This is a genomic window from Streptomyces sp. SID5643, from assembly GCF_009872555.1.
GTDB classification, from domain to species: domain Bacteria; phylum Actinomycetota; class Actinomycetes; order Streptomycetales; family Streptomycetaceae; genus Streptomyces; species Streptomyces iakyrus.
Map to the genome: position 1 here is coordinate 1 of NZ_WWIC01000204.1, position 17,116 is coordinate 17,116.

The 17,116-nt window shown below is 72.0% G+C and carries 18 protein-coding genes and 1 pseudogene; 7 read left to right on the top strand and 12 right to left on the bottom strand.

All coding sequences use genetic code 11. From position 1 onward, the window contains the following. Positions 1-54 precede the first annotated feature (54 nt). Positions 55-147 (bottom strand): annotated as a pseudogene (locus GTY56_RS23140). Positions 148-322: 175 nt separating this feature from the next. Between GTY56_RS23140 and GTY56_RS23145 the strand changes: the two are divergent. From GTY56_RS23145 to fabI, 6 genes are all read left to right on the top strand, one after another. Then, positions 323-1,318: a DUF2156 domain-containing protein gene (locus GTY56_RS23145; protein ID WP_161367252.1), complete on the top strand. Its 996-nt coding sequence runs from the start codon at positions 323-325 to the stop codon at positions 1,316-1,318. 143 nt (positions 1,319-1,461) lie between these two features. Next, positions 1,462-1,626 carry a hypothetical protein gene (locus GTY56_RS40025; protein ID WP_167537461.1) on the top strand — a complete coding sequence of 55 codons (165 nt, stop codon included), beginning with the start codon at positions 1,462-1,464 and terminating at the stop codon, positions 1,624-1,626. 245 nt (positions 1,627-1,871) lie between these two features. Further along, positions 1,872-2,975, top strand: coding sequence for a fatty acid desaturase family protein (locus GTY56_RS23150; RefSeq protein ID WP_161367253.1), 1,104 nt, complete (start codon positions 1,872-1,874; stop codon positions 2,973-2,975). A 181-nt stretch (positions 2,976-3,156) separates the two neighbouring features. Further along, positions 3,157-4,581, top strand: coding sequence for an MFS transporter (locus GTY56_RS23155; protein ID WP_161367254.1), 1,425 nt, complete (start codon positions 3,157-3,159; stop codon positions 4,579-4,581). 2 nt (positions 4,582-4,583) lie between these two features. Beyond that, positions 4,584-4,910 (top strand): ferredoxin, encoded by a 327-nt coding sequence (gene fdxA / locus GTY56_RS23160; protein ID WP_150483456.1) that lies wholly within the window; start codon positions 4,584-4,586, stop codon positions 4,908-4,910. After that, a complete protein-coding gene (fabI, locus tag GTY56_RS23165) occupies positions 4,907-5,671 on the top strand; it encodes an enoyl-ACP reductase FabI (RefSeq protein WP_030234948.1) in 765 nt (254 codons plus the stop codon). The genes fdxA and fabI overlap by 4 nt, the downstream gene beginning before the upstream one ends. Before the next feature lie 85 nt (positions 5,672-5,756). Here fabI and serS read toward each other — a convergent pair whose 3' ends face one another. The 11 genes from serS to GTY56_RS23220 form a co-directional block, all read right to left on the bottom strand. After that, positions 5,757-7,034, bottom strand: a complete 1,278-nt coding sequence (gene serS, locus GTY56_RS23170; RefSeq protein WP_161367255.1) for a serine--tRNA ligase — start codon at positions 7,032-7,034, stop codon at positions 5,757-5,759. Positions 7,035-7,175: 141 nt separating this feature from the next. Continuing rightward, entirely contained in the window at positions 7,176-8,396 is a 1,221-nt protein-coding gene (locus GTY56_RS23175; protein WP_161367256.1) for a beta-ketoacyl-[acyl-carrier-protein] synthase family protein, read from the bottom strand. Then, positions 8,396-8,626, bottom strand: a complete 231-nt coding sequence (locus tag GTY56_RS23180) for an acyl carrier protein (protein WP_018888444.1) — start codon at positions 8,624-8,626, stop codon at positions 8,396-8,398. Before GTY56_RS23180 ends, GTY56_RS23175 begins: the two co-directional genes overlap by 1 nt. 106 nt (positions 8,627-8,732) lie before the next feature. Then, positions 8,733-9,740, bottom strand: coding sequence for a beta-ketoacyl-ACP synthase 3 (locus GTY56_RS23185; RefSeq protein WP_161367257.1), 1,008 nt, complete (start codon positions 9,738-9,740; stop codon positions 8,733-8,735). Next, positions 9,737-10,729, bottom strand: coding sequence for a ferritin family protein (locus tag GTY56_RS23190; protein WP_161367258.1), 993 nt, complete (start codon positions 10,727-10,729; stop codon positions 9,737-9,739). Before GTY56_RS23190 ends, GTY56_RS23185 begins: the two co-directional genes overlap by 4 nt. After that, a complete protein-coding gene (locus tag GTY56_RS23195) occupies positions 10,726-11,283 on the bottom strand; it encodes a flavin reductase family protein (protein ID WP_161367259.1) in 558 nt (185 codons plus the stop codon). The genes GTY56_RS23190 and GTY56_RS23195 overlap by 4 nt, the downstream gene beginning before the upstream one ends. After that, positions 11,280-11,882 (bottom strand): hypothetical protein, encoded by a 603-nt coding sequence (locus GTY56_RS23200; protein ID WP_161367260.1) that lies wholly within the window; start codon positions 11,880-11,882, stop codon positions 11,280-11,282. Before GTY56_RS23200 ends, GTY56_RS23195 begins: the two co-directional genes overlap by 4 nt. A gap of 21 nt (positions 11,883-11,903) precedes the next feature. Further along, the gene (locus tag GTY56_RS23205; RefSeq protein WP_161367261.1) at positions 11,904-12,386 is read right to left on the bottom strand and encodes an SRPBCC family protein; all 483 of its coding nucleotides are present in this window, start codon (positions 12,384-12,386) and stop codon (positions 11,904-11,906) included. A 2-nt stretch (positions 12,387-12,388) separates the two neighbouring features. Then, positions 12,389-13,684, bottom strand: a complete 1,296-nt coding sequence (locus tag GTY56_RS23210; protein WP_161367262.1) for an aminotransferase class III-fold pyridoxal phosphate-dependent enzyme — start codon at positions 13,682-13,684, stop codon at positions 12,389-12,391. 140 nt (positions 13,685-13,824) lie between these two features. After that, positions 13,825-14,964 (bottom strand): acyl-CoA dehydrogenase family protein, encoded by a 1,140-nt coding sequence (locus GTY56_RS23215; RefSeq protein ID WP_161367263.1) that lies wholly within the window; start codon positions 14,962-14,964, stop codon positions 13,825-13,827. A gap of 45 nt (positions 14,965-15,009) precedes the next feature. Then, complete coding sequence (locus tag GTY56_RS23220) at positions 15,010-16,641, bottom strand: aldehyde dehydrogenase family protein (RefSeq protein ID WP_161367264.1); 1,632 nt, start codon at positions 16,639-16,641, stop codon at positions 15,010-15,012. 150 nt (positions 16,642-16,791) lie between these two features. Between GTY56_RS23220 and GTY56_RS23225 the strand changes: the two genes are divergently transcribed. Next, on the top strand, positions 16,792-17,106 hold the full coding sequence (locus tag GTY56_RS23225) for an acyl carrier protein (RefSeq protein WP_030854101.1): 315 nt from the start codon (positions 16,792-16,794) through the stop codon (positions 17,104-17,106). Positions 17,107-17,116: the final 10 nt, after the last annotated feature.

Genomic DNA, 17,116 nt, shown 5'->3' on the forward strand with positions numbered 1-17,116 from the left:
TGAGCCGCTCCGGGCACCTCTCCTTGTGCGGCCGTTGGTGCGTGGCCGTTTTCGCGGAGAGGGCAGGATTCGAACCTGCGTGGGCTTTGTGGGCCCGACCATGAGATTGCTCTCTGGTCCCCGATGAGCCGCTCCGGGCACCTCTCCTCGTTCCCGGCTTCCGGTCTCCCGTGCCGTTCCCGAGAACAACATTGGCAGGGAGGCCTGACAAAGCGCTGACGTTTCTCTGACTCGATCTGAGAATTCCCGACCGGTCTTTTCTCGCACCTGCCCTCGATGCTCTACTCGGGGCGATGGAAAACGCTCCCGAAAGGGGAAAACAATGACCGTGACCGCCATGGACAACCCGGTTTTCGAGGCGATACGCACCCATACGTCAAGCGAGAACCCCAGCGCGTTCCTGGCCCTCAACAGCGGAAACGACGTCTTCACACTGCCCGGTGCCGACGGCGTCGTCGTGTACCGGCGCACGGGCCGGTTCGCCGTCCAGTTCGGCGGCCCCTTCGCCGCCCCCGATGCCTACGACCCCCTCCTGGAGGCCTTCCGCCGGCACGTCCGCGACGAGGGCCGTACCCTGGTCGGCATCCAGCTCCAGCGCGCCGACGCCGAGCACTACGCCCGCCGCGGCTTCACCGTCAACCAGGTCGGCGCCTCCTGGGCCGTCGGTCTGCCGGACTTCACACTGCGCGGCACCCGCTTCATGCAGCTGCGCAACAAGATCTCCCGGGCCCGCCGCAACGGCCTGGTCGTCCAGGAGGTCCCCGCCGACGACTGGCAGGACGCGATCGCCGCCATCGACCGGGCCTGGCTCGGCTCCAAGGGCGGCGCCCAGCAACTGGAGTTCCTGGTCGGCCAGATCGGCGGACCGGCCCAGGCACACCGCCGGCTGTTCACCGGCACCATCGACGGCAGCCCCGTGGCGTACATCTCCTACTCGCCGGTGTACGGCGGCCGGGCCGGCTGGATGCACGACCTGAGCCGGCGCGTCCCGGACGGCTCCCCGGGACTGATGGAGGCCATCAACGCGACCGCCGTCGAGGTGTTCCGTTCGGAGGGCGTCGAGTGGCTGCACTTCGGCTTCACCCCGTTCACCGGCCTCGACGCCGGCCACGAGATCGACGGCCACAGCCCGGCGTTCCAGTGGCTGATGCACGCCCTGTGGGTCGAGGGAGCCGCCCTCTACCCGGCGCAGACCCAGCTGTCCTACAAGCAGAAGTGGGCTCCGGACGTGGTCATCCCGGAGTACGTCGCCTTCGACGGCCCGCAGGCCTCGCTGGCGTCCTTCGCCCACGTCTTCCGTGCCTGCAAGGCTTTCTGACGAACCGTCATCTGTCACGCCCGCAGCGGGGCACTCCGGGCCGACCGTGCCCGCAGCGGGGCGCGGCGTCACGACGCGCCGCGGGTCACCCTCCCCGCACCGCCCTCACGCACCACCCGTCTTCCGGAACAGGAGAACCAGCGATGAGCGACAACGGACCCGACACCAGCACCGAAGTCCTCCAGCACACCGTGGTCGAGCGGCTGATGGCCGTCATCGGCGCGCCCGACGACGAGGACGTGGCGCGCGACGCGGACGCCGCCGTCCTGGCGCTCGACGAACGGCTGCGCGCCGAGTCCGCCGCCTGACGGCCGCCACCGATCAGACCGGCATCAGTGGCACATCAGCGCGGCGCAGCACGCTGGACACGTGTTCGTCCGGTGGTCCCCCGGCGGAGTACCGCACTGTGCTCCGGCGTCCCCGGACCGCCGGGCGGGCACGCCCGCGCGTTCCCGACCGCCCGCGGGAGCACTGTCGACTCGCGGCGCCCGCAGGTCCGCGGGGCAGCGGCGCCGCCGCCCGCACCGGGCACTTCTCCCAAGGAGAGCAACGCATGCAGCGTCCGCACACACAAGAAGCCGGGGCAGCAGCCGCCTCCGCGGCCGGCCCGCGCACCGGCGCCTCGGCGACGTTCGCCGAGCTCCTCAAACGCGTCAAGGCGGAAGGTCTCCTCGACCTCGACCCGCGCTACTACGTGGGCCGTCTCGCGCTCAACACCACCCTGCTGCTGATCGGATTCGCCGCGTTCTTCGCCCTGGGCGACTCCTGGTGGCAGCTGCTGACGGCCCTGTGGATGGGGCTGTGCGGCGGCCAGTCCGCGTTCATGTGGCACGACGCAGGACACAAGGCCATGTTCCGCAGCAAGAAGGCCGCCTCCGCCGTCGGCTACATCCACGCCAACCTCGTCAACGGGGTCAGCTACGGCTGGTGGGTCAACCACCACAACCGGCACCACAGCAACCCCAACCACCTGGACAAGGACCCGGACATCGGCCGGCGCACCGTCATCTTCGACGTCAAGCAGTACCCCAGCCGGCGGGGCACGCAGAAGTTCGTCGTGCGCCACCAGAGCGTGCTGTTCTTCGTGCTGCTCGTCCTGGAGGGCTTCAAGATGCTCCGGACGGCCGTGGTGTCCATCGCGCAGGGCAAGACCAAGCGGCCCGTGCTGGAGTCGTTCCTGATCGTGCTGCGCGCCGCGGTCTACTGCGCCCTGGTCTTCACGGTGCTCTCGCCGGTCCTCGCCGTCGCGTTCATCCTCGTGCAGCACGCCGCCCTGGGCGTCTACTTCGGCATGATCTTCGCCCCGAACCACAAGGGCATGGACGTCCGTGACGGCGAGGAGGAGACCCTGGACTGGCTGGAGCGCCAAGTCCTCACCTCCCGCAACATCCGCCCGAACCCGGTGGTCGACTTCCTCTACGGCGGCCTCAACTACCAGGTCGAGCACCATCTGTTCCCGGCCATGCCGCAGAAGCACCTGGCGCGCGCCCGGGAACTGACCCGCGCCTACTGCGCCGAGCGCGGGGTGCCGTACCACGAGGTCGGCTTCTGGGCGTCCTACCGGGAGGTCGCCTCCTACCTGCACGAGGTCAGTGAGCCGGTGCGGGCCGGGACCGTGGAGGAGGAGATCAGGCGCCGGGCAGCCCAGGCGGCCTGACCCGGCCCGCGCCCCTCGGTCGCCGCCGGTCCGGGCCCCCCACGCTCCGGTCCCGCACGGCCCCCGCACCCCCACGCGTCCACAGCCCCGGCCCCCGGGCCGCACGCCCGGGCCCGCCGTCGGCCCGGGCGGTTCCCTCACCGGAGTCCCTGAGAACCAGGAGTCCAAGGAGAGCCTCCCCATGTCCCAGACCACCACGGTGGCGGGCGGTGTCACCGCTCCCGCCGCGATCGGGGTCCGCCTGGACCGCATGCCGATCACCCCGATGCACCGAAGACTCACCATGGTCATCGGCATCGGCCTGCTCTTCGACACGTTCGAGAACAACCTCTCGGGCACCATCGCCAAGGTGCTCCAGAGCGACTTCGCCTTCGGGGCGACCGAGCTCAAACTCGTCCTGGCCTCGGTGTTCATCGGCCAGTTCATCGGCTCGCTGGTGCTCGGCCGGATCGCCGACCGGTTCGGCCGGCGCCGGGCCTTCCTGATCAACCTCGCCATCTACTCGGGCTTCTCCCTGCTGGGCGCCTTCTCGCCGAACGCCGCCTGGCTGATCGTCACCCGCTTCATGGCCGGCATCGGCATCGGTGCCGAACAGGTGCTGTCCGACTGCTACCTGGCCGACGTGCTGCCCGCCAAGCGGCGCGGCCGGTACATCGCCTGGGCCTACACCGTCGCCTTCTGCGGGGTGCCCGCCGTCGGCTTCGCCGCGCTGTGGCTGGTGCCCCTGTCCCCGCTGGGCATCGACGGCTGGCGCTGGCTGTTCGTGATCGGGGCGCTGGGCTCCGCCGTGGTGTGGGTGCTGCGCCGCCGGCTGATCGAGTCGCCGAGGTGGCTGGCCGCCCAGGGCCGCACCGAGGAGGCCGAGCTGCTGGTGGCCGAGATGGAGAAGCAGGCCTACCCGGACCGTCCCGCGACGGTGCGCCCGGTGGCCGCGGACACCGCCGGACCGGTGGAACCGGCCGCGGTGCGCCACCGTGTGCGCGACGTGTTCGGCCGCGGCATGCGGCGCCGCACGGTGGTGCTGTGGATCTTCTGCGTGCTGTCCGTGGTCGGCTACTACGGTTTCGGCACGCTGGCCCCCCAGATCGTCGCGGCCAAGGGCTACGGCATCGTCGCGGGCATCGGCTTCACCGCGCTGTCCTTCCTGGGCTACCCGGTCGGTTCCGCGCTGGCTCTGCCGATCGTCGACCGGTTCGAGCGCCGGACGCTGGTCGCGGCCTCCGCGGCGGCGATGATGGTCGCCGGCCTCGGCTTCGCCTACGCCGGATCCCCCGCGCTCATCGTGGCGTTCGGCTTCGTCTACACCCTGTGCAGCAACGTCTTCTCCAGCGTCTCGCACGTGTACCTCTCCGAGCAGTATCCGACCGCGATCCGCGCCACCGCGTCCGGCGCCGCCTACTCACTGTCCAAACTCAGCGCCGCCGCACTGCCGTTCGTCCTGCTGCCGGTCCTGGACGCGCACGGCCCCGGTGCCCTGTTCGGGGTCATCGCCGCGGCGATGGCGGCCCTGGCGGCGACGGTCCTGCTGCTGGGCGAGCGCACCACCGGGGCTCCGGTCGACGGCGTCCCCGGCCCCCCGACCACCCCTGTGAAGAAGAGGAGCTGACGATGGCCTACGTCATCGCGCTGCCCTGCGTCGACGTCAAGGACCGTTCCTGCGTCGACGAGTGCCCCGTGGACTGCATCTACGAGGGCCGCCGGGCGCTGTACATCCACCCCGACGAATGCGTCGACTGCGGCGCCTGCGAACCCGTCTGCCCCGTCGAGGCGATCTGCTTCGAGGACGACGTGCCCGCCGAGTGGGGCGACCACACCGCCTCCAACGCCGACTTCTTCGCCGCCGTGGGCTCGCCCGGCGGCGCCGCCGCACTCGGCGCCCTCGGCCACGACTCCCCGCTGGTGCGGGCCCTGCCCGAGGCGGTGACCCGGACATGAGCGGACTCCTCGCCGGCAAGCGGATCCTGGTGACCGGGGTCGTCACGGACGCGTCCATCGCCTTCCACACGGCCCGCATCGCCCAGGAGGAGGGTGCCGAGGTCGTCCTCACCGGCTTCGGGCGCCTCTCCCTGATCGAGCGAGTCGCCGGACGGCTGCCGAAGCCGGCCCCGGTGCTCGAACTCGACGTCACCGACCAGCGGCAACTGGACGGCCTCGGCGACCGGATCCGCGAGCACACCGACACCCTGGACGGACTGGTGCACTCCATCGCCTACGGGCCGCGGGGCGCCTTCTCCTTCCTGGACGGCGACTGGAACGACGTGTCGACCGCCGTCCACGTGTCGGCGTACTCCCTGAAGTCGCTGACCACGGCCTGCCTGCCGCTGATGGAGCGGCGCGGCGGCTCGGTGGTCGGGCTGACCTTCGACGCCGCGGTCGCCTGGCCGCGCTACGACTGGATGGGCGTCGCCAAGGCCGCCCTGGAGTCGACCAGCCGCTACCTCGCCCGGGACCTGGGCGGTCGCGGCGTCCGCTGCAACCTCGTCGCGGCGGGACCGCTGCGCTCCATGGCGGCCAAGTCCATCCCCGGGTTCGCCGACCTCGCCGGGGTCTGGGAGCACCGGGCCCCGGCGGGCTGGGACCCCACCGACCCGGACCCGGCGGCCCGCGGGGTCGTCGCCCTGCTGTCGGACTTCTTCCCGCGTACCACGGGGGAGATCGTGCACGTCGACGGAGGGGTGCACATGATGGGCGCCTGAGCACCGGGCAGAGCGCGGCGAAAAGGGGCGGGAGCGGGTCGCGGACCCGGCTCCCGCCCCTTTCCGCGGTGGCGCCCGTCGGCGCCTACGCGGTGTCCCCGCCCGGCAGGATCCGGTGGAAGCCGGTGTACGGGACGAGGGCCTCGGGCAGTACCACCGAGCCGTCCTCCCGCACGCCCTGCTCCAGCAGCGCGGCGACCGTGCGGCCGATCGGCAGCGCCGATCCGTTCAGCGTGACCGCCGGCGTCCTGCTTCCGTCGGGCCGCTTGACGCGGATGTCCGCGCGACGCGCCTGGAAGGTGCCGCAGTCGGAAACCGAGGAGATCTCCCGGTAGGAGCCGCTGCCCGGCAGCCACACCTCGACGTCGTAGGTCATCCGGGCGGAGAACCCGAGGTCGCCGGCCGGCAGCAGCACCACGCGGTGCGCCAGTTCCAGGCGCTTCAGGCACTCCTCGGCGTGGTTCACCATGAGTTCGAGCTGCGCCGGGGCGTCCTCGGGGGCGCAGACGCGCACCAGCTCCACCTTCTCGAACTGGTGCAGCCGCAGGATGCCGCGGGTGTCCCGGCCGTACGCCCCGGCCTCCGCCCGGAAGCACGGCGTGCAGGCGGTGAAGGCCAGCGGCAGCGAGCGGGAGTCCAGGAGCCGGCCGGCCACCAGGTTGGTCAGCGGGACCTCGGCGGTGGGGATCAGGAACAGCTCCCGCTCACCGACCTGGGTGCGGAACAGGTCGTCCTCGAACTTGGGCAGCTGTCCGGTGCCGGTCATGGTGTCGCGGTCGACCAGGAACGGCACCGACTGCTCGGTGTAGCCGTGCTCACGGGTGTGCAGGTCGAGGAGGAAGTCGCGCAGGGCCCGCTCCAGTCGTGCCCCGGCCCCGCGGGCGACGGCGAAGCGGGCACCGGACAGCCGGGCCGCGGCCGGGCCGTCGAGGATGCCGAGGGACTCCCCGATGTCGGCGTGGTGGCGGGCGCCGTCCGCCGGACGAGGAGCGGGACCGCCCCGGCGTATCTCCACGGCCTCCTTCTCCGAGTCGCCGTCCGGGACCGCGTCCAGGGGGATGTTGGGGACGGAGAGCAGCAACTCGGTCAGGTGTGCCGCGGCCGTGCGGGCGGCGGCCTCGGCCCGCTGCACCTCGGCCCGCAGCGCCCGGGCGGACGCCTTCTCCTCCTCGGTCGGCGGGCCGGAGCGGCGGGCCCTGGCCGTGCGGTTCAGCTCGGTGCGCAGCCGGGTCACCTCCGCCTGCGTGCCGTTGCGCTCGCGCAGGGCGTCGGCCAGCGCGGCCGGGTCGAGGTCGTGGCGGCGGCGGGCCAGCCGCCGTACGGCCTGCGGCCCGTCCTTCAGCAGTTCTTGGGGATCGTGCACGGTGGACTCCTGACGTGGGGCGGGGCGGGGTGGGGTGGCCCGCGGACCGGCGGGGTGGGCGCCGTGCGGTCGGGTGCCGCACGGGAACAGCCGCCCGGCGGAGGTGCTCCGCGGGCGGCTGCCGCTACGTGGCCGGGCCGTTCAGGCCGGGGCGATGGCCAGGGCCGTGTTCTGGCCGCCGAAGCCCAGGGAGTTGCTCAGGGCGAGGTCGATGGGCATGTAGGTGGCGGTCTGCGCGAGTTTGATGTCGATCCTGGAGTCGGGCATGACGAGGTTGGCGGTGGGGGGCACCAGTTCGTGCTCGACGCTCAGCACGGTGAAGGCGGCCTCGACCGCCCCGGCCGCGCCGAGCAGGTGTCCGGTGACTCCCTTCGTGGAGGTGACCAGCGGGTCCCCGCGCAGGGTCCGGCCGATCATGCGGGCTTCCGCCAGGTCGTTCAGCGGTGTCGACGTGCCGTGGGCGTTGACGTGCTGGACGTCGTCCGGGTCCGCGCCCGCGTCGGCGAGCGCGGCGCGGACGGCGGCCTCGATGCCCGCGCCGTCGGGATGCGGCGACGTCATGTGGTGGGCGTCGGCGGTGGCGCCGTAGCCGATGATCCGGCCGTGCACATGGGCGCCGCGGGCGCGGGCGTCCGCCACCCGTTCCATGACGAGGATGCCGGCGCCCTCCCCGGCGACGAAGCCGTCCCGGTCGGCGTCGAACGGCCGGGACGCGGAGGCCGGGTCGTCGTGCCGTTTCGACAGCGCCCCCATCTGGGCGAAGCCGGCCATGACCAGTGGGGTGACCATGGCCTCGCTGCCGCCCGCGAGGACGATGTCGCAGCGGCCGAGGGCGAGCAGGTCCCGGGCCGTGCCGATGGCGGTCGCGCCCGAGGCGCAGGCGGTGGCCACCACCAGGTTGGGCCCGGTCGCCCCGAACTCGATGGCCGTCTGCCCGGCCAGCATGTTCGGCAGCTGCATGGGGAGCAGCAGTGGCGAGACCCGGTCGGCGCCCTGCTCGCACAGCACGTGGTGCTGTTCCTCGACGGTGCCCGGGCCGCCGTCCGCGCAGCCCAGCACCACACCCACCCGCGCCCCGTCCCACGTCTGCGGATCGAGGCCCGCGTCGGCCACCGCCTCGTGCGCGGCGACCAGCGCGAACTGGACGAACCGGTCCAGGCGGTGGGCCCGCCGCGCGCTCAGCAGGCGCTCGGGGTCGAAGCCGGGCACCCGGCAGGAGATACGTACGGGGTTATTCGTCAGCAGCGGATCGAGGGCGGCGGCCGGCCTGCCGTCGCAGACCGCCGCCCAGCTCGGCCCGACCCCGATACCACCCGGGGTGACCAGGCCGAGCCCGGTGACGGCGATGTCCATACCGGCCATCAGACCTTCGCACTCCGCTCCTCCATCAGCCGGACCATGTCGGCCACGGTCTCCGCCTCCAGCAGGTCGTCGTCGCTGACGTCCAGGCCGAGCTCGGACTTCAGCAGCAGCGACAGTTCCACCACGGCCAGCGAGTCCAGCTCGATGTCCTCCCGGGTGGCCTCCGGGGTGATGGCCTCGGGCGACACCTTGAGCTTGTTGGACAGGATTTCCTTGAGCTGCTCCAGCATGTCGGTTCCTTTCGACAGTTCTCTCGAAGGCGCAAGCGCCCGTTCTCCGCTGTGTCGGACAGCGCTTGTGGGAGGGGCCGGCCCGGGCCCCGCTTGTGACGGGACGTCAGATGGTCTGCACCTCGGGCCACACCAGCGTGGTCGCGCCCCAGGACAGCCCGCCGCCGAACGCGGTCAGCAGCAGCCGGTGTCCGGCGGTGAGCCGTCCGTCCGCCGCGCTCTCGGCCAGCAGCAGCGGCAGTGAGGCGGCGCCGGTGTTGCCGACCTGTGCGATGTTGCTCAGCCGCCGTTCGCCGGGGATGCCGAGCCGCTCCGAGACCGCCTCCAGGATGCGGGCGTTGGCCTGGTGCGCGGCGAACCGGTCGACGTCGCACGGCCGCCAGCCGGCCCGCTCGGCCGCCTCGGTGGAGGTGGCGGTCATCCGCTCCACCGCGTGCCGGTAGGTGTCGCGGCCCACCATCCGGAAGAAACGGTCCTCCGGTGCGGGCTCCCGGCCGGACGACCGCTGCCGCGACCCTCCGGCCGGCACCTCGATCAGATGGCTCAGCCCGCCGTCGCTGCCCAGCACGAGCGGGCCCACCGCGCCCGGCTCCTCGGGGGAGCCGGCCCGCAGCAGCACCGCGCCCGCGCCGTCCGCGAAGATCACCGCTGTGGTGCGGTCCTCGGGGTTGATGATCGTCGTGAACGCGTCCGCGGCGATCAGCAGCACCCGGTCCGTCACCCCGGCGGCGATCAGGCCCGCCGAGCTGGCCAGGCCGTACAGGAAGCCGGAGCAGACGGCGGCCACGTCGAAGGCGGGCACCTCGCCGAGTCCGAGCCGCGCCGCGACCTGCGGCGCGGTGGCCGGGCACGGCTGGTCCGGGGTGGTGGTGGCCAGCACCACCGCGCCCGCCCGCGCGTCTCCCGCCGACTTCAGCGCCCGCAGGCCCGCCTCGACCGCCAGGTCGCTGGTCGCCGTGCCCGGGGCGACCACACGGCGCCGGGCGATCCCGGTGCGCGAGCGGATCCAGTCGTCCGAGGTGTCCAGGCGCCGGGCGAGGTCCTCGTTGGTGACCACGTCGGGCGGGACGTACGACCCGATCCCGCAGACCACGGCGGCCCTTTCGGTGCTCACGCGCCTGGCCCCGGACTGCTGAGGATCTCCAGGGGCAGGCCCATGTAGGCCATCCGGGCCTCGGCCATCTCGTCGGTCCACCGCTCGGCCATGTCGTAGCGCTGCTCGGGTGTGGTGTCGAGCATCCGCACGCCGGGCCAGATCTCGTAGTCGCCGATCCGGTCAGCGTGCTGGAGCATGCCCTCCTGGAACAGCTCCTCGCGGTGGATCACGAACTCCCGGTCGGGGATCTCGTCCCACAGCCGCACGCCGGCCCGCAGGATCTCCAGCAGGCGCGGACGGTACTCGGGGTGCGCGGCCACGTGGTCGCGCAGGATGGTGCTGGCCACCGTCAGATGGCGGATCTCGTCGATCGCGGTGCCGCGGGAGATCTCGCCGGTGGCCGGGGACAGGGGAGTCCACTTGCGTTCGCTCAGCTCGGCGGCCGGCGCCAGCACGCCCTCGATGACGATGGCGAACACGGCGACACCGCCGGGGAAGTCGGCCTGGTCCCGGACGATGTCGAGGGTGAAGTCGACCACCGGGTCCAGCACCCGGGCGCGGTAGTCCCGGGCCATCTCGTCGATGCTCTTCAGGAGCGTGTCGGCCGGGATGCCGAGCTCCACCAGGTGGTTGCGGAACACGCGGGCGTGCCGTGCCTCGTCGAGGAGCTGGGTGGCGTAGAACTCCATCTCGGGGATGCCGGGCGCGATCGACACGTAGTGGCCGAGCAGCCGGGTGGCCAGCTCCTCGGACAGCCCGCGCAGACCGAACTCCAGCACCAGCGCCTCGCGCAGCGGACCGGGCTCCTTCAGGAAGTCCGGGACGATCGCGTCGTCGTGGTGACCGGTCACGCCGCGATCGCGCAGCGTGCCCTGGGCCACCGAGGTGATCCAGTAGGCGAGGTCGCACTCCTCGGGACCGAGGGTGAGTTCCTTCGCCCCGTCCAGCAGACCGGGCGCCTTGTCCCAGTCGGCCTCGGGGGCCACGAGTACCTTGGACTGCGTCATGACGCGGCGGCCTCCTTCGCCGGATGCAGGGTGCCGGCGTGCAGGCGGCCGGCGTAACTCAGCAGGGGGAGCCCTTCGTCCGCCCTGGCGCGCACGACGTGGCCGAGCAGCAGCTCGCTGTCGCCCGCGGCATGCACGGAGTGGAAGCGGCAGGTGTAGTGGGCGAGCGCGCCCGCGATGAGCGGGGCCTGCGCGTACGGGTCCGCCGTCCAGGGCAGGCCCGCGAACTGGGCGTTGCCGTCGGGGCGCCCGCTGTCGGCGAACCGGCGGGCCACCTCAGCCTGGTCACCGCCCAGCACGTTGATCGCGAACCGGCCCTCGGCGGCGGCCCGCCGCGCGAAGGACGACCCGGCCCGCAGCACGACGCCGACGAGGAGCGGCTCGCGCGAGACCAGGGTGACCGTGCTCGCGGTGGTGCCGTGCATCCGGCTCTCCGGGCCGGTGGTCAGCACCGACACCGGGGACGCCAGGTGGTAGAGCGCCCGGCGCCGTTCGGCCGGATCCTGGCGGACGGGCCGGCGCGTGCGCGGGCCGGTCGCGGTCGCGGTGCTCATCGCAGCGCCTCCGCCTGCCGGACCGCGGACTCTCCGGCCGCGGCGGCCTGCGCCGGGGCCTCCTGCGCCACGGCGGCGTCCGCCCGCGGCGCCGGCTTGCGGACCGGGACGTGCCCGACCGGCACCGGGTCCGTCACATGCCCGACCGGCTTGGGGTGCGGCAGGCCCAGGTCGTCCAGGAGCCGCAGGTAGCCGGGCTGGCGGACCGGCTCGAAGGGCAGCGCGAAGGACTTCATGAAGTTGCCGAACAGCCCGCGGTCGCCGAAGAGGTGGAAGGGCAGCACCAGCAGCGCCCACTCCGGCTTCACCAGCCAGCACCACAGCGCGGCCACGGCGGCCTGGGTGATGAGGCTGTGCATCACGTTGTACAGGACGTAGTACGCCTTGTGGATGGGCCGCCCGCCACTGCGCCGGAACGCGAGCGCGCCCGGGATGTAGCCGATCAGGTCGATGTAGAGGAAGAGGGCGATCGCCGGCAGCCAGCGGATCTCGTCGAAGTGGGCGATCATCAGGCCGGTGGTGACGGCGAAGCCCACCAGGTACTCGGCGCGGTGCAGCGAGTACGTGCGCGGTGTCTCGAACGGGTTTGCCTGGTCCATGGTCAGCAGCTCCCTGATGCGCTAGGCGCCGACCGCGGCGGGCGAGGTGAGTTCGATGCCGCCACTGATGCGCACGGCGGGGAACAGACCGGTCAGCGCCCAGGCCACGGTCTCCTTGATGACCCGCTCGGCGATCGGGTCGAGGATGCCCTCCAGACTCGGGATGCCGAAGTCGAAGTCGGCGCCGAAGCGGACCGCGACGTCGTCGCCGTCCTGCGTCACCGACCAGGTCCCGGAGAAGGAGTCGAAGTCCCCGTCGGACTGCTCGAAGCGGATCTCGCCCTGCTCCGGCAGCACCGTGTCGTCCTCGGTCCAGCGCAGCAGGCCGCTGCGGAAGTGCAGCTCCCAGCTGGAGGAGGCGGCGGGGTCGGGGTAGGCGGCGTGCACCGTGGTCGCGTTGACGTGGGGCGCCAGGTCCGGGTACCGCTCCCAGCGCCGTACGGCGTGCAGGACCGTCTCGGCCTGCTCCCCGGGTATCAGGGCATCGAGTTCGACGTGCCTCACGATCAGTTACCGCCTTCCGGCATCTTGGCCGCGCCCCGTACGAGGTCGCGGGTGGCCAGGTCGAAGGAGTTGAGGAGGAAGTCCACGTCGGTGTCGCCGAGCACGGCGGGCGGGGTGAACCGCACCACCGAGCTGCCGTTCATCGAATGGTTGGCGACCACGCCGTGGTTGAACAGTTCGATCAGCAGCTCGCCGGCCAGCCCGGCCTCGACGAGCTCGACGCCGATCAGCAGGCCCCGGCCGCGGACGTCCACCACGAGGTCGGGGATGTTGCGGCGCGCGATCTCGGTGATCGCCGGCAGCAGCCGGGCGCCGAGGTCCAGCGCCCTGGTGACCAGGCGCTCCTCCTTCACGGCCCGGATGGCGCCCTGGACCGCGGCCATCAGCACCGGCTGGCCGGAGAACGTGGCGGTGTGGACGTAGGGGTCCTTGTCGAAGGGACGGAAGGCCTTGCGGGTGGCGACGGCCGCCGAGACCGGCATCACCCCGCCGCCGAGCGCCTTGCCGGCGAGCAGGACGTCCGGGAGGACGCCCTCGATGTCGGCGCCCCACCACTCGCCGAGCCGGCCGAAGCCGGACTGCACCTCGTCGAGGATCAGGAAGCCGTCGTACTCGCGCACCAGCTCCTCGACGCGCTTGAGGTAGCCCTTCGGCGGGATGACCACACCGCCCTCGCCCTGGACCGGTTCGAGGATGACGCACACCTCGCCCGGGTGGGCGGCGAGTTCGGCCTCCAGGGCGTCGGCGTCACCGAAGGGCAGGTGCAGGAAGTCGGGCACCAGCGGGCGGAACGGCTGCTGGTAGACCTCCTTGGCGGTGGCCGAGAGCGCGCCGAGGGTCTTGCCGTGGTAGCCGCCTCGCATGGAGACCGTGCGCTTGAAACCGTTCGCGCGGGCCAGCTTCAGGCCGGTCTCCACCGCCTCCGCCCCCGAGAGCGCGAAGTGCACCCGGTCCAGACCGGGCGGCAGCACCGAGACCAGTGCCTCGGCCGCGCGGGCCACGGTGGGCTCCAGCAGGATGCGGGTGGCGGTGGGGTGCGTGCGCAGCTGGCGCTCCACCTCCTCCATCACGATCGGGTGGCGGGCGCCCATCACGAACACGCCGTAGCCGCCGGCGTTGAGGAAGCGCTCACCGTCGCTGGTGGTGAGCCAGGCGCCCTCGGACGCCACCTCCATGTGGCTGCCGAACAGCTCGGCGAGCGTGGCCCGGCCCTTGCTCAGATGCGCGCGGTACAGGCCGAGGACCTCTGCCTCGGCGTCGGCGGACGAAGCCGCCGGGGATTCCTGGATGACGGTCACGTGTGGCTCACTCCAAGGGGGTCGTGGGGTCGTGCGGACAGGACCGGGACCGTGCCGTGGCCGGGGTCCTGTCCGGCCGCGGCAGCGGTGCCGTGACCGGGTTCTCACCGGCCGGCGAACCGTCCGTCCCGGCCGGGGCCCTAGGCGAGGACGAGCTCGCCGCCGTCGAACCAGCGCAGCAGCGGCTCGGCGGCGGCGGTGCGCGACGGCGGGTGGAAGGCGAGGGCCCGCAGCGCCGCCGCGACCTGTGCCGGACCGGAGCCGCGGATGAAGTCCAGGCCGCCCAGCAGCTCCAGGGCACGGGAGGCGATGTCGGGCAGGGCGTTCTGCACGGCGTACCGGGCCACCAGTACGCGGGCCACCGACTCCTCGTCACCGGGCTCCGGGCCGGTCGCCCGCGCGACGCCCTCCAGCAGCGCGACCGCGGTCTCCATGTCCACGGCGAGGGCGGCCCGCTCCGCCACGCTGCCGCGCTCGCGCTCCAGCACCTGCTCCACCAGCGCCATCGCACCGCCCGCGTACCCGGCGGAGATCAGCATCTCGAACCAGACGAACCCGGCCGACTGGAGGTCGTCGAGGCGGTGCGGGTCGTCGGCGCCGGCCCGCACGACCATGCCGGCCGGCACGAACACGTCCTCCAGCCGCACCTCCTCGCTCTCCGCGCCCGCCAGCAGGTCGTTACCCCAGTACGGGTGCACGGTCAGGCCGGGCGCGTCGGCCGGCACCAGGGCGAGCGCCAGCTCCGGCTCGCCGTCGTCGCCGTGGATGGCGACGCTCGCCGTGAGCAGGCTCATCGAACGGGACAGGCTGCACGGCTTCTTGGCGCCGGTGAGCAGGAACCCCTCGCGCACCGGGCGGGCGATCACGGCCGGCTTGAGGATGTTCTGCGCCGTCCGGCCCTCGGCCCAGCCGGACGCCATCACCTGCTGGTCGGGCACGATCCGGCGCAGCAGGGCCGTCTGCTCGTCGGTCAGCCGGCCCTCCTTCACGGCCAGCGAGTACAGCATCGCGATGGTGAAGTGGTGCATCGACACGGCCGCCACCAGCGACGGGGACACGGCGCCCAGGGCCAGCTGGACCCGCAGCGCGTCCAGGGCGTCGGCGCCGTGGCCGCCGTACTCCTCGGGGATCAGCAGACCGACCCCGCCGTGGATGCGGAACAGGTCGATCACCGGGCTGCCGGGCCGCTCGCGGTCGGTGTACGGGATCTGGTCCAGCTCCTTGAGCAGACCGGGGTGGAAGCGCTCGCAGACGGAGCGGGCGAGGTCGAGGGAACGCAACGGAAGCCTCCAGCGGAAACGGCGGGGTTCAGGGGCGGTTGGCGGTCAGGCGCCGAACACCGCGTCGTACGGGCTGACGCCGCGGGCGATGCTGACGCCCTGCACGTGGGAGGTCTTGAGCATCGGGTAGTTGGCCTCGCCGAAGGCGCCGCCGGTGCGGCCGGTGCCGCCGTGGCTGGGCAGGTAGGGCAGGAAGCCGATGTGGGAGTCGTTGACCTTCAGCAGGCCGCCGTTGACGACCCTCCGCACGAAGGTCTCGATGACGTGGTCGGACCGCGACCACAGGGAGTTGCGCAGCCCGTAGTCGTTGCTGTTGACGAAGCGCAGGAACGCCTCCAGGAGGGCGTCGTCGTCCTCCCGCTCGGGGACCACGATCGGCACCAGCGGGAAGAACGTCTCCTCGCGCACCACGTCGTAGGTGCGCGCCCGGTCCAGGCCGTCCACGCGCACCACCGTCGGCTGGAGGAAGACCCCCGTCTCCGAGGGCGTGCCGTCCAGTTCGGTGCGGTGGCCGCCGGTGACCAGCTCGGCGCCGTTGTCCAGTGCCTGCCGCAGCAGCCGGAAGAACCGCTCGCTGCGCCGCACCGGCGACAGCAGCACGTCCTCCTCCTCGGGCAGGCCCGGCCGGATGCCCTTGACCTGTTCCTTCACCTCGGCGATCAGGCTGTCCGCGACGTCCGGGTGCACCAGCACGTAGTTGGGCACCATGCAGATCTGGCCGGAGCCGTAGAAGGCCTCGGTGATGGCCTCGGCCGCCCACTTGATGTCGGCGTCCTTCCACACCACGATGCCGTCGTTGCCCGCCAGTTCGAGGATGGGCTTCTTGCCGTGCGCCACGCACTGCTGCTCGAAGCGCAGGCCCTCCTGGCTGCCGCCGATGTAGAAGATGTCGTCGATCAGCGGGTCCGCGATCCAGCGGTCCATGGTCTGCTTGGGGTTGCTGCACACCGCGTTGAGCACGCCGGCCGGCGCGTCCATCTCCTCCAGCAGCGGCGCCACCACGTCACGCAGCAGCCACATGGTGCTCAGCGCGATGCTGCGCGGTGCCCGCACCACCACCGCGTTGCCGGCCATCAGCGCCAGCACGCACAGGGCGGCGCTCGGCAGGGGCGCGTTCTGCGGCGGGTTGAAGGCCACCACGCCGTCGGGCTGGCGGTGCAGCACCAGCGTGCGGCCGGCGTACTCCTTCTCCACCCGCATCTGCTTGGTGTACCAGCGCAGGGAGCCCGGGGAGTAGATCTGCAGCAGGCAGCTCAGCTCCCAGCGGGCCAGCTTGACCGGGTGGGATTCGGCGACCAGCATGCGCAGGAACTCGTCCTGGTGCTTGATGAGTTCCTCGCGGAACCGGGTGCCCAGCCGCATCCGCCGCTCCAGCGGCACGGCGGCCCAGTCGGGTGCGGCGGCGGCCGCGGCCTGCGTGGCCAGGTCGATGGACGCGTCGTCCGCGATCGCGCAGCGCCCGACGACGTACGGGTGTCTGGCCGCCTCCGACTCCGGGTCCTGCTCCAGGGCGCGCTTCAGGCTCACGCTGGTGAACACGTCTTCCAGCAGGGACCGGCCGCTGACGGTGTACACCCACCCGTCACCCGCGACGTCCTTGCCCGCGATGTAGAGGTCGTAGCTCTTGATATCGGAAGGTGCCTCGGCACTCTCCTCCTGCGCGGCTTCGCGAAGCATCTTCAGCCTTTCACCTGTGGCGAGCGGATTTTTCGAAGCAGTGCGAGCGTGGCAGTGGAATCTGACCCGGCGCTGACAGGGGACTGATTCAGCCAAGCCGGCCCAGCCGTCCGTCAGTGGGGCGTCAGCCCGCGTTGCTTGCATGACCGCATGCCACCCGTCGACAGCACTGTTCAGCGCCTGCGTGATCTGCCGCGCGCCGAACTCGCCGAAGAAATCGAGTCGATCGTCCTGAAGAAATTCAGGGCGGTTCTCCTCATGGACGAATCCGAGGACCTCCCGCTCGACATCAGCTATTTCGATCTCGGACTCACCTCACTGCGGCTGACCGAGATACGTCAGAGCCTGGAGCGGCTCCTTGATCTCTCCATCAACGTCAGCGTGCTCTTCAACGAGCCGACGGTCGCCCATCTGGTGGACCACCTGACCCAGGCCGTCCAGGACAGTTCCTCTCAGGAAAGCTAAGGAGCCCCTC